Here is a 12,175-nt window from a genome sequence, read left to right on the forward strand (position 1 = left end):
CGAGAGCGACATCGTGAGCACCTTCAAGGCCCCCAAGGGCACGTACGACCTGACCCCGCCGGACTCCGCGAAGTACCTCGCGGTGCGGGAGGCGATCTCCGCCCCGCTGAAGAACTCCGGCTACGGCTACATCGAGACCCCCGGCTTCGAGGACGTGGCCCTCTTCTCCCGCGGCGTCGGCGAGTCCACCGACATCGTGACCAAGGAGATGTACACCCTCACCACCAAGGGCGGCTCCCAGCTCGCCCTGCGCCCCGAGGGCACCGCGTCCGTGCTGCGCGCCGCCCTGGAGGCCAACCTCCACAAGCTCGGCAACCTGCCGGTCAAGCTCTGGTACTCCGGCTCGTACTACCGCTACGAGCGCCCGCAGAAGGGCCGCTACCGCCACTTCTCGCAGGTCGGGGCCGAGGCCATCGGCGCCGAGGACCCGGCGCTCGACGCCGAGCTGATCATCCTGGCCGACCAGGCGTACCGCGCGCTGGGCCTGCGCGAGTTCCGCATCCTGCTGAACTCGCTGGGCGACAAGGAGTGCCGGCCCGTCTACCGCGACGCGCTCCAGGGCTTCCTGCGCGAGCTGGACCTGGACGAGGAGACCCGCCGGCGCATCGAGATCAACCCCCTGCGGGTCCTCGACGACAAGCGCCCCGAGGTCCAGAAGCAGCTGACCGGCGCCCCCGTGCTGCGCGACTTCCTGTGCGACGCCTGCAAGGCGTACCACGAGGAGGTCCGCGACCTGCTCAACGAGGCGGGTGTGATCTACGAGGACGACGAGAAGCTGGTCCGCGGACTCGACTACTACACGCGCACGACCTTCGAGTTCGTCCACGACGGCCTGGGCTCGCAGTCGGCGGTGGGTGGCGGCGGCCGCTACGACGGCCTCTCCGAGATGATCGGCGGCCCGGCGCTCCCGTCGGTCGGCTGGGCGCTCGGCGTGGACCGCACGGTCCTCGCCCTGGAGGCCGAGGGCATCGAGCTGGAGCTGCCCTCCACCACCAGCGTCTTCGCCGTCCCGCTCGGCGAGGAGGCGCGCCGGGTCCTGTTCGGCGTCGTCACCCGGCTGCGCCGGGAGGGCGTCGCCGCCGACTTCGCGTACGGCGGCCGGGGGCTCAAGGGCGCGATGAAGAGCGCCAACCGCTCGGGCGCCCGGTTCACGATCGTGGCCGGCGAGCGCGACCTGGCCGAGGGCCACGTCCAGCTCAAGGACATGGAGACCGGCGAGCAGACGCCGGTCCCGGTCTCCGACGTCGTCGAGACGGTCCGCGCGCGCCTGGCGTGAGACGTACCCGGGGGCGGTCCGTCCGCCTCCGGGCCCTCGCGTCAACGCGGTGGGTGCGGATTCATCCCGGACGGTGATTCCGTGCATGCGGCCGATGACGGTGGGGGACGGCCGGGCGGACCGTGATGTTCCTCGTCGCGGCTGCGGGGCCGGGGTTCCGCTCCCGCACAGGCCCGCGGAGATGCGTACGCCTTTATGTGCATCGAACGGAAGAGCGGCCGAGCCGTGCGGCACAATGACCCTGCCCCAGCAGGCTACTCAGTGACGGAAACGGCGATATGACGACTGCAGCGGTTGACCATCCCTCCTCCGACCAGGACGAGAGCGGCGGGAAGCGGACCTTCGGCGGCAGTCGCGCGCTGGCCATCCTGCTGATGATCACGGGCGCCGCCGGAACGCTCGCCGCATGGGTCATCACGCTCGACAAGCTCAAGATGATGGAGGACCCGTCCTTCGTCCCGGGCTGCAGTCTCAACCCCGTGGTGGCCTGCGGCAACATCATGAAGAGCGAGCAGGCGTCCGCCTTCGGCTTCCCCAACCCCTGGCTCGGCATGGTCACCTACCCGGTGATCATCGCCATCGGTCTGGCCCTGCTCGCCGGAGCCCGCTTCCGCCCCTGGTACTGGCTCGGCATGAACGCGGGCACGCTGTTCGGCGTCGGCTTCTGCACCTGGCTCCAGTACCAGTCGCTGTACAACATCAACTCGCTGTGCCTGTGGTGCTGCCTGGCCTGGGTCGCCACCATCTTCATGTTCTGCTACATCACCACGCACAACATCCGGGACGGGATCATCCCCGCGCCCGCCTGGCTGCGCAACGGCCTCACCGAGTTCCACTGGGTGCCCCCGGTGCTCTGGATCGGGATCATCGGCATGCTGATCCTGACCCGCTGGTGGGACTTCTGGACCAGCTGACCGGCGCCTCCCGTACCGCCGGGCCGGACGTCCGGCCCGGCGGCGCTGTCAGTGGGGTGGCATAGGCTTCGAGATGTGGAGCCCGACCTCTTTACCGCAGCTGCCGAAGACCGCCAGGAGAAGGACCCGTCCAGCAGCCCCCTCGCTGTCCGGATGCGTCCGCGTACGCTCGACGAGGTCGTCGGCCAGCAGCACCTGCTCAAGCCGGGCTCGCCCCTGCGCCGCCTGGTCGGCGAGGGCAGCGGAGGGCCGGCGGGCCCCTCGTCGGTGATCCTCTGGGGCCCGCCCGGCATCGGCAAGACCACCCTCGCGTACGTGGTCAGCAAGGCGACGAACAAGCGCTTCGTGGAACTCTCGGCGATCACCGCCGGCGTCAAGGAAGTACGCGCGGTGATCGAGGGCGCCCGCCGCGCCACGGGGGGCTACGGCAAGGAGACCGTCCTCTTCCTCGACGAGATCCACCGCTTCTCCAAGGCCCAGCAGGACTCCCTGCTCCCCGCCGTGGAGAACCGCTGGGTCACCCTGATCGCCGCGACCACCGAGAACCCGTACTTCTCCGTGATCTCCCCGCTGCTCTCGCGGTCCCTGCTGCTCACACTGGAGCCCCTGACCGACGACGACCTGCGCGGTCTGCTGCGCCGTGCCCTCACCGACGAGCGCGGGCTCGGCGGCGCGGTGAGCCTGCCGGAGGACGCCCAGGAGCACCTGCTGCGCATCGCGGGGGGCGACGCGCGCCGGGGGCTGACCGCCCTGGAGGCCGCGGCCGGGGCCGCGCTGTCCAAGCAGGAGACGGAGATCACGCTCCTCACCCTGGAGGAGACGGTCGACCGGGCCGCCGTGAAGTACGACCGCGACGGCGACCAGCACTACGACGTGGCGAGCGCGCTGATCAAGTCGATCAGGGGCTCCGACGTGGACGCGGCCCTGCACTACCTGGCCCGCATGATCGAGGCGGGGGAGGACCCCCGGTTCATCGCCCGGCGGCTGATGATCTCGGCCAGTGAGGACATCGGCCTCGCCGACCCGACGGCGCTGCCGACGGCGGTGGCCGCCGCCCAGGCGGTGGCCCTGATCGGCTTTCCGGAGGCGGCGCTCACCCTCAGCCACGCCACCATCGCCCTGGCACTCGCCCCCAAGTCCAACGCGGCCACGCTGGCGATCTCCGCGGCCCGCGAGGACATCCGCAAGGGGCTGGCCGGCCCGGTCCCGGCCCATCTGCGCGACGGCCACTACAAGGGCGCGGCCAAGCTCGGCCACGCCCAGGGCTACGTCTACCCGCACGACGTCCCCGGCGGCATCGCCGCCCAGCAGTACGCTCCGGACGCCGTGAGCGACAAGCAGTACTACCGCCCCACCCGCTACGGCGCCGAGGCACGGTACGCGGACGTGGTGGACCGGGTCAGGGAGCGGCTCGGCCGGACGGACGCCGAGGACGGGACGGGCACGGCCTGACCCGGCCGCGGGCGGTCTTCACGCGGGGGCTCCTCAGTGCCCGGCCGCCGCGAAGAGGGTGTGCATGGCGTGGCTGAGCTCGACCACGTCGCGGACCGGCTCGGGGAACTCGAAGCGCGCGTCGAAGCAGCCGCCGTCCCGGTCGCAGAAGCGCACCCGCAGTCCGAACCGGTCCAGCGCCAGGGGCACGACGGACGGCCGGTGCTCGGCGCAGGTGCACACCGCGCGCTCGCCGAGCAGTTCGCACAGCGTCGCCAGTTCCTCGCCGTGCCCCGCGTACAGATGCTGGAGCAGGTCCGTCTCGTGGGCGGCCAGCGGGTCGGGGGCCGCGTCGCGGAAGGCCTCCGCGTCGACGCACTCCACCCCCCACAGGTCGTCGATGTGGGCCTCCCCGGTCTCCAGCCGCAGCAGCATCCTGCCGGGGCCCGCCATACCGGGCACGGAGGTCAGCCAGCCGCTGACCCGTCCGCGGCCGCGGATACGGTGGGGTACGGAGACGGGGGCGACGTCCGTGATCTCCAGCACGGCCGGCAGCTCGTCGTCCTGGGCGTGTGTCGCGGCCCGTACGGCCGGGGAGTCCGCGGGGAACTCCAGGAACACGTCCCCGTCCGGACCCACGCCGCGGGACAGCGGTGTGAGCTGGTCCCAGCCCGCTGTTTCCAGCCCGGGAACGAGCAGTACCGCGGAGCAGGTACTCTGTACGAGAGTTCGTGTGCGCTCGGCTGCTGACGGCATCCGTGTGATTTCAAGCCCGCTGGGACGCGGCTGACCACGATCTGATCGGTCCTCCGTCATCTCGACGCCATCAGGTGCGTCGATGCTGTCTGTGCTGTCCGTGACGTGTGTGGTGTTCCCAGGGCGAGACATGCGATCTCCTTGAGTAAGGTGAGCCTAACCTAACCTACAACGGAGGTCTGGAGAACGTGCCTAATCAGTCGCGTCCCAAGGTCAAGAAGAGCCGCGCGCTCGGCATCGCGCTGACGCCGAAGGCCGTCAAGTACTTCGAGGCCCGCCCCTACCCGCCGGGCGAGCACGGCCGCGGCCGCAAGCAGAACTCGGACTACAAGGTCCGTCTGCTGGAGAAGCAGCGTCTGCGTGCGCAGTACGACATCAGCGAGCGCCAGATGGCGCGTGCCTACGACCGCGCCAAGAAGGCCGAGGGCAAGACGGGCGAGGCGCTCGTCGTCGAGCTCGAGCGGCGTCTCGACGCGCTGGTCCTGCGTTCGGGCATCGCCCGGACCATCTACCAGGCCCGCCAGATGGTCGTCCACGGCCACATCGAGGTCAACGGCGGCAAGGTCGACAAGCCGTCGTTCCGCGTCCGCCCGGACGACGTCGTCCAGGTCCGCGAGCGCAGCCGCTCCAAGGTCCCCTTCCAGGTGGCCCGCGAGGGTGGTTACGACACCGACGGTGAGACCCCGCGCTACCTGCAGGTGAACCTGAAGGCCCTGGCCTTCCGCCTTGACCGGGACCCGAACCGCAAGGAAATCCCCGTGATCTGCGACGAGCAGCTCGTCGTCGAGTACTACGCCCGCTGATCCAGGCGTAGCCGCTCTTCACCGGCGCTCAGGCCCGCCCCTTCCCGGTTCCCGGGGAGGCGGCGGGCTTTCGCGTTCTGCCGGGCGCGGGCACCGGGGCCCCGGCCGGCTCCCCGGCACCGGCCTCGCCCTGCCCGCGCCCGCCGGGCCTCGCCAGGAGCGCCCGCGCGACCGCCGCGTCCGTCCCCAGCTCCCCGCCCGCGCCCAGAGCGGCCGCGTACCGTGTCGCGCCCAGCTCCCGCAGGGCCAGCTCCTCGCAGCGGGCCCTCGGCGCCCCGTAGTGCGCCGAACCGAACAGCGGAAGCCCCACCGACGGCCAGATCCGGTCGGCGGCCCCCTGGAGCAGTGCCGCCTCGGCCGCGTCGCCCTCGGTCACCGTGACGAGCGCCAGCAGTTCCAGGGAGAGCACGGTGCCGAGCAGGTCGTGGAAGGAGTGGCTGATGGACAGCGACTCCTCCAACAGCTCCCGGGCCCGCTCCGGGAATCCGCGCTGCAAGGTGGCGTAGGCCAGGACGTACAGCGCGTAGCTCAGGGCCCACCGCTCGCCGTGGTCCTCGCAGATGTCCCGGACCTCCTCGCAGATCGCGACCGCCCGCTCCGGGTCCCCCAGGAAGCCCGTGGACATGGCCAGTTCGACCTGGGCCATCAGTACGTTGCTGTTCAGCTCGCCCAGCTCCCGGTACCGGGCGAGCGCGTCGCCCAGCAGGTCGCGGGCGCGCTCCATGTCGTCGGTGACCAGGGCCAGGCAGCCGGTGCGGTGTACGGCGTACGCGGCCGCGGTGGCGTCGCCGGCCGCGTCCGCCTCCTCGCGGCACTCGGTGAGGGCGGAGATCGCGCCCACCGGGTCCCCCTGGAGGACCGCGACGTACCCGAGCACCCACAGGGCCTTCAGCCGCGAGGAGTCGTACGCGGTCTCCTCCTCCAGGACGTGGTCCAGCCAGTGCCGGCCCTCGGAGAGCCGTCCGCAGCCGACCCACAGGAACCACAGCGTGCCCGCGAGGTACTGGGCCAGGTGCGCCTCCTGCGGGGTCTCCAGCGAGCACTCCATGGCGCGGCGCAGATTCGGCAGCTCGCTCTCCACCCGGGCCGCCACCTCCGCCTGCCGGGGGCTGAACCAGTCCAGCTCGCACCAGGTCGCCAGGCCCAGGAACCAGTCGCGGTGCCGCCGGCGCAGGCGGTCGGTGTCCCCGGTGGCGGCCAGCCACTCGGCCCCGTACTCGCGCACGGTGTCGAGCATCCGGTAGCGGGTGCCCACGGGGGAGTCCTCGCGCAGCACCACGGACTGCGCGAGCAGCCCGGAGAGCACGTCGAGCACCGAGTCGGCGGGCAGATCCGGGCCGCTGCAGATGTACTCGACGGCCTCCAGGTCGAACTGCCCGGCGAAGACCGAGAGCCGGGCCCACAGCAGCCGCTGCGGCGGGGCGCACAGCTCATGGCTCCAGCCGATGGCCGTGCGCAGCGTCTGGTGCCGGTCCAGGGCGCCCCGGCTGCCGCCGGTCAGCAGCCGGAAGCGGTCGTCGAGCCGTTGCAGCACCTGCTCGGTCGACAGGACCCGCAGCCGTCCGGCCGCCAGTTCCAGGGCCAGCGGAATCCCGTCCAGCCGGCGGCACAGCTCCAGGGCCGGGCCCCGGCTGCGCTCGGTCAGCCGGAAGTCGGGGCGCACCCCGGCGGCCCGCTCGGCGAACAGCCGGAGCGCGTCCTCGTCCGTCATGGTGGCGAGCGGATGCACCGCCTCGCCCTCCAGCTCCAGCGGCAGCCGGCCCGCCGCGAGCACCCGCAGCCCGGGGGCGCGGCGCAGCAGCTCCCGTACCAGCGCGGCGCAGTCGTCCACCAGGTGTTCGAAGCCGTCGAGGACCAGCAGCAGATCGCGGCCGGCACAGTGCTCGACGAGGGCGGCGCGGGGCGGCCTGGCGGTGTGATCGGTGAGGCCCAGCGCCGCGGCCACGGCGTGTTCCAGTAGCCCGGCGTCGTGGACGGTGGACAGCTCCACCAGCCACACCCCGTCGCAGTACCGTTTCTCCAAAAGCGCTGCCGCTCTGGTGACCAGCCGGCTCTTGCCGACGCCGCCCACCCCGGTGACCGTGACGAGCCTGGAGTCCTCCAGCGACCTTGCCAGGGCGCCGAGTTCGCTCTCGCGGCCCACGAAGTCGTTCAGCTCGGCAGGGAGGTTGCCCGGGTGGGGGAGCGCGCCGGTGTCGCGGTCGGCGGCCGGGGCACCGGAGTCGTCGGCGGGCGGAGAGGGGCGCTGAGGGCGTCGCATGAAACACGCAGAGTACTGGCTTGAAAGCTCTCCGTACAATCTCGTCGCCCGAACTCCCGTGGTCCGGCCGGTCGTGGGGTGCGGGGCGTGAGCCCCGGCGCGATAGGCTCGGGGGAAGGCGACCGGCCGCCACGACGGCCCTCGCCGCAGAGCAGGAGAACAAGACAGAGACAACGACAAGCCAGAGAGCGCGGTGCACTGTGTCCGGTGGTGAGGTGGCCGGGATTCTGGTGGCCGTCTTCTGGGCGATCCTGGTTTCGTTCCTCGCCGTCGTGCTGGTGAGGCTCGCCCAGACGCTCAGGGCGACCACCAAGCTTGTGGCGGACGTGACCGAACAGGCCGTCCCCCTGCTCGCGGACGCCTCCGCGACCGTACGCTCCGCGCAGACCCAGCTCGACAAGGTCGACGCCATCGCCACGGACGTGCAGGAAGTCACCTCCAACGCCTCGGCGCTCTCCACCACGGTCGCCTCCACCTTCGGCGGCCCGCTGGTCAAGGTCGCGGCGTTCGGATACGGCGTCCGGCAGGCCATCGGCCGCAAGTCCGCCCCCGAACCGGAGGCGCGGTCCCGGCGTGCGGTCATCGTCGGCCGGACCGTGCCGTCGGCGCGCGGCAGGAAGCGCAACGGCCGAAATTCCCGCGGATCTAAGGACTGACGCAGCGATGTTCCGCCGTACGTTCTGGTTCACCGCCGGCGCAGCCGCCGGGGTGTGGGCCACCACCAAGGTCAACCGGAAGATCAAGCAGCTGACCCCCGAGAGCCTCGCGGCGCAGGCCGCGAACAAGGCGATCGTGGCCGGTCACAAGCTCAAGGACTTCGCGCTGGACGTCCGTGAGGGCATGGTCAGGCGCGAGGCCGAACTCGGCGAGGCGCTGGGCCTGGAGGCCCCGGTCGCCCCCGAACTCCCCGCGCGGCGCCACCTCGCCGTCGAGGCGGCCGAGCCGGAGACGCACCCGGCGCCCGCCACGTACCGCAAGCTCCCCTACCACTCGTACAACCGGAATGAGGACCACTGATGGAGTCGGCAGAAATTCGTCGCCGCTGGCTGAGCTTCTACGAGGAGCGCGGTCACACCGTTGTCCCTTCGGCGTCGCTCATCGCGGACGACCCGACTCTGCTGCTGGTCCCCGCCGGCATGGTGCCCTTCAAGCCCTACTTCCTCGGTGAGGTCAAGCCGCCCGCCCCGCGCGTCACCAGCGTGCAGAAGTGCGTGCGTACGCCGGACATCGAGGAGGTCGGCAAGACCACCCGGCACGGCACGTTCTTCCAGATGTGCGGCAACTTCTCATTCGGCGACTACTTCAAGGAAGGCGCCATCGAGTACGCCTGGGAGCTGCTCACCAGCTCCGTGGCGGGCGGCGGCTTCGGGCTCGACCCCGAGCGCCTGTGGATCACCGTCTACCTGGACGACGACGAGGCCGAGGCGATCTGGCGCGACAGGATCGGCGTCCCGGCCGAGCGCATCCAGCGCCTGGGCAAGAAGGACAACTTCTGGTCCATGGGCGTCCCCGGCCCGTGCGGCCCGTGTTCCGAGATCAACTACGACCGCGGCCCCGAGTTCGGCGTCGAGGGCGGCCCGGCCGTCAACGACGAGCGGTACGTGGAGATCTGGAACCTGGTCTTCATGCAGTACGAGCGCGGCGCCGGCGACGGCAAGGACGACTTCCCGATCCTCGGCGACCTGCCGTCCAAGAACATCGACACCGGCCTCGGCCTCGAACGCCTCGCGATGATCCTGCAGGGCGTGCAGAACATGTACGAGACCGACACGCTGCGCGTCGTCATGGACCGGGCCACCGAGCTGACCGGTGTGCGCTACGGCGCGGCCGACGCCACCGACGTCTCGCTGCGCGTGGTCGCCGACCACATCCGCACCTCCGTCATGCTGATCGGCGACGGCGTCACCCCCGGCAACGAGGGCCGCGGCTACGTGCTCCGCCGCATCATGCGCCGCGCCATCCGCAACATGCGCCTGATGGGCGCCACCGGTTCCGTCGTCAACGAGCTGGTCGACGTCGTGATCAACACGATGGGGCAGCAGTACCCGGAGCTGATCACCGACCGCAAGCGCATCGAGACCGTCGCGCTCGCCGAGGAAGCCGCCTTCCTCAAGGCACTCAAGGGCGGCACCAACATCCTGGAGACCGCGGTCACCGAGACCAAGGCCTCCGGTGGCACGGTCCTCGCCGGCGACAAGGCGTTCCTGCTCCACGACACCTGGGGCTTCCCGATCGACCTCACCCTGGAGATGGCCGCCGAGCAGGGGCTGTCCGTGGACGAGGACGGGTTCCGCCGCCTCATGCAGGAGCAGCGCGCCAAGGCCAAGGCCGACGCCAAGGCCAAGAAGACCGGCCACGCCGACCTGTCCGCGTACCGCGAGGTCGCCGACAACTCCGGCGTCACCGAGTTCACCGGCTACACCATGACCGAGGGCGAGTCGACGATCGTCGGCCTCCTCGTCGACGGCGTCCCCTCGCCCGCCGCCACCGAGGGCGACGAGGTCGAGGTCGTCCTCGACCGCACCCCGTTCTACGCCGAGGGCGGCGGCCAGCTCGCCGACCAGGGCCGCATCCGGCTCGACAGCGGCGCCGTCATCGTCGTGCGCGACGTCCAGCAGCCGGTCCCGGGCGTCTCCGTGCACAAGGGCTCCGTCCAGGTCGGCGAGGTCACGGTCGGCGCGTCCGCGTACGCGGCCATCGACTCCGCCCGCCGCCGCGCCATCGCCCGCGCCCACAGCGCCACGCACCTCACCCACCAGGCGCTGCGTGACGCGCTCGGCCCGACGGCCGCCCAGGCCGGTTCGGAGAACTCGCCGGGCCGCTTCCGCTTCGACTTCGGCTCGCCCGCCGCCGTTCCCGGCACGGTCCTGACCGACGTCGAGCAGAAGATCAACGAGGTCCTGGCCCGCGAGCTCGACGTGCAGGCCGAGGTCATGTCGATCGACGACGCGAAGAAGCAGGGCGCGATCGCCGAGTTCGGCGAGAAGTACGGCGAGCGGGTCCGTGTCGTCACCATCGGCGACTTCTCCAAGGAGCTGTGCGGCGGCACCCACGTGCACAACACCGCCCAGCTCGGCCTGGTCAAGCTGCTCGGTGAGTCCTCCATCGGTTCGGGCGTGCGCCGCATCGAGGCCCTGGTCGGCGTCGACGCGTACAACTTCCTGGCCAAGGAGCACACGGTCGTCGCCCAGCTCCAGGAGCTTGTCAAGGGCCGCTCCGAGGAGCTGCCGGAGAAGATCGCGGGCATGCTCGGCAAGCTGAAGGACGCCGAGAAGGAGATCGAGAAGTTCCGCGCGGAGAAGGTCCTCGCGGCTGCCGCCGGTCTCGTCGACTCCGCGAAGGACGTCCGGGGCGTCGCCCTGGTCACCGGCCAGGTCCCGGACGGCACCTCCGCCGACGACCTGCGCAAGCTCGTGCTCGACGTGCGCGGCCGCATCCAGGGCGGCCGCCCGGCCGTGGTGGCGCTGTTCACGACGGCCAACGGGCGCCCGCTGACCGTCATCGCGACCAACGAGGCGGCCCGTGAGCGCGGCCTCAAGGCCGGCGACCTCGTCCGTACCGCTGCCAAGACCCTCGGCGGCGGGGGAGGCGGCAAGCCGGACGTCGCCCAGGGCGGCGGCCAGAACCCCGAGGCGATCGGTGACGCCGTCGCCGCCGTCGAACGCCTCGTCACCGAGACGGCGTGACCACGGACATGCCGCAGATGCGCCGCGGTCGCCGGCTGGCGATCGACGTCGGGGACGCCCGGATCGGGGTCGCCTCGTGCGACCCCGACGGGATCCTCGCGACGCCGGTGGAGACCGTGCCGGGACGCGACGTCCCGGCCGCCCACCGGCGGCTCGGCCAGATCGTCGCGGAGTACGAGCCGATCGAGGTCGTCGTCGGCCTGCCGCGCTCCCTGGGCGGCGGCGAAGGTCCGGCGGCCGCCAAGGTCCGCGCCTTCGCCGACGTGCTCGCCCGTGCGGTTGCACCCATTCCGGTGCGGTTGGTGGACGAGAGGATGACCACAGTGACGGCGACCCAGGGCCTGCGCGCCTCGGGCGTGAAGTCCAAAAAGGGCCGTTCCGTCATTGATCAAGCTGCCGCTGTGGTGATCCTTCAGAACGCTCTGGAGTCCGAGCGCGCATCGGGCCATCCGCCGGGCGAAGGCGTCGAAGTGGTGGTCTGATCGCAATACGGTAACGTTCCGCGCGATGCGGCGGTGTTCGAACACACGCCGCACAGCAAAGAGGCGGAACATCGTCTCGCGGCTCAAGGGGATCGATGACTGAGTATGGCCGGGGCCCCGGCTCCGAACCATGGCATCCCGAGGACCCCTTGTACGGGGACCAGGGATGGGGCGACCAGCAGCCTGCCCACGGCCAGGCCCAGTACGACGGCCGGAACCAGTACGACGGCACGAACCAGTACGACGGCGGGCAGCAGTACCCGCAGGGCCAGTACGACCCGTACCAGCAGCAGCACCAGCAGCAGCCGCACGACCCCTACGCGCAGCAGCAGTATCCCCAGCAGCAGCCGCAGGACCCGTACGCCCAGCAGCAGTACCAGCAGCAGGCGTACGGGCAGCAGCAGCCGCAGGACCCGTACGGCCAGCAGCCGCAGCAGCCCGGCTACGACACCGGCTGGGACACGGGCCAGCAGGCGATGCCGCCGTACGAGGGCCAGCCCGTCGCCACGTACGGCTACGGCGAGACGAACGACTACTACGGCACCCCTGACGCCTACCCACCCCCGC

9 protein-coding genes and 2 pseudogenes are annotated in these 12,175 nt (G+C 71.3%); 9 read left to right on the forward strand and 2 right to left on the reverse strand.

The annotated features are described in order from the left end of the window. Positions 1–13: 13 nt before the first annotated feature. The 3 genes from hisS (at position 14) to EAO73_RS23145 (ending at position 3,642) form a co-directional block, all read left to right on the forward strand. Complete coding sequence (hisS, locus tag EAO73_RS23135; protein WP_147973380.1) at positions 14–1,276, forward strand: histidine--tRNA ligase; 1,263 nt, start codon at positions 14–16, stop codon at positions 1,274–1,276. Positions 1,277–1,554: 278 nt separating this feature from the next. Continuing rightward, positions 1,555–2,190 carry a vitamin K epoxide reductase family protein gene (locus EAO73_RS23140; RefSeq protein WP_147973381.1) on the forward strand — a complete coding sequence of 212 codons (636 nt, stop codon included), beginning with the start codon at positions 1,555–1,557 and terminating at the stop codon, positions 2,188–2,190. A 75-nt stretch (positions 2,191–2,265) separates the two neighbouring features. Then, on the forward strand, positions 2,266–3,642 hold the full coding sequence (locus EAO73_RS23145; RefSeq protein ID WP_147973382.1) for a replication-associated recombination protein A: 1,377 nt from the start codon (positions 2,266–2,268) through the stop codon (positions 3,640–3,642). Positions 3,643–3,675: 33 nt separating this feature from the next. Here the strand turns inward: EAO73_RS23145 and EAO73_RS23150 are convergent, their stop codons facing one another. Then, positions 3,676–4,377: a DUF2470 domain-containing protein gene (locus EAO73_RS23150; protein ID WP_191134174.1), complete on the reverse strand. Its 702-nt coding sequence runs from the start codon at positions 4,375–4,377 to the stop codon at positions 3,676–3,678. Positions 4,378–4,565: 188 nt separating this feature from the next. Here EAO73_RS23150 and rpsD point away from each other — a divergent pair, with 188 nt between their 5' ends. Beyond that, a complete protein-coding gene (gene rpsD, locus EAO73_RS23155; protein WP_018524225.1) occupies positions 4,566–5,180 on the forward strand; it encodes a 30S ribosomal protein S4 in 615 nt (204 codons plus the stop codon). An 18-nt stretch (positions 5,181–5,198) separates the two neighbouring features. Here the strand turns inward: rpsD and EAO73_RS23160 are convergent. After that, a pseudogene (locus EAO73_RS23160) lies at positions 5,199–7,440 on the reverse strand (ATP-binding protein). A 215-nt stretch (positions 7,441–7,655) separates the two neighbouring features. Here EAO73_RS23160 and EAO73_RS23165 point away from each other — a divergent pair. The 5 genes and pseudogenes from EAO73_RS23165 to EAO73_RS36675 form a co-directional block, all read left to right on the forward strand. Continuing rightward, on the forward strand, positions 7,656–8,096 hold the full coding sequence (locus tag EAO73_RS23165) for a DUF948 domain-containing protein (RefSeq protein WP_147973384.1): 441 nt from the start codon (positions 7,656–7,658) through the stop codon (positions 8,094–8,096). A 7-nt stretch (positions 8,097–8,103) separates the two neighbouring features. Next, the gene (locus tag EAO73_RS23170) at positions 8,104–8,457 is read left to right on the forward strand and encodes a DUF6167 family protein (RefSeq protein ID WP_147973385.1); all 354 of its coding nucleotides are present in this window, start codon (positions 8,104–8,106) and stop codon (positions 8,455–8,457) included. Beyond that, positions 8,457–11,126 (forward strand): alanine--tRNA ligase, encoded by a 2,670-nt coding sequence (gene alaS / locus EAO73_RS23175; protein WP_147973386.1) that lies wholly within the window; start codon positions 8,457–8,459, stop codon positions 11,124–11,126. The genes EAO73_RS23170 and alaS overlap by 1 nt, the downstream gene beginning before the upstream one ends. Before the next feature lie 8 nt (positions 11,127–11,134). Next, positions 11,135–11,608: a Holliday junction resolvase RuvX gene (ruvX, locus tag EAO73_RS23180; RefSeq protein WP_191134203.1), complete on the forward strand. Its 474-nt coding sequence runs from the start codon at positions 11,135–11,137 to the stop codon at positions 11,606–11,608. Positions 11,609–11,703: 95 nt separating this feature from the next. Further along, positions 11,704–12,175, forward strand: a pseudogene (locus EAO73_RS36675) (hypothetical protein); the annotation flags it as partial.

The organism is Streptomyces sp. col6, from assembly GCF_008042035.1.
Lineage (GTDB): Bacteria > Actinomycetota > Actinomycetes > Streptomycetales > Streptomycetaceae > Streptomyces.

Excerpts from the sequence above, each read along its gene's own strand:
- EAO73_RS23150 (WP_191134174.1), bottom strand. The coding sequence starts at position 4,377 with ATGCCGTCAGCAGCCGAGCGCACACGAACTCTCGTACAGAGTACCTGC.
- EAO73_RS23140 (WP_147973381.1), top strand. The coding sequence starts at position 1,555 with ATGACGACTGCAGCGGTTGACCATCCCTCCTCCGACCAGGACGAGAGC.
- alaS (WP_147973386.1), top strand. The coding sequence starts at position 8,457 with ATGGAGTCGGCAGAAATTCGTCGCCGCTGGCTGAGCTTCTACGAGGAG.
- ruvX (WP_191134203.1), top strand. The coding sequence starts at position 11,135 with ATGCCGCAGATGCGCCGCGGTCGCCGGCTGGCGATCGACGTCGGGGAC.
- EAO73_RS23170 (WP_147973385.1), top strand. The coding sequence starts at position 8,104 with ATGTTCCGCCGTACGTTCTGGTTCACCGCCGGCGCAGCCGCCGGGGTG.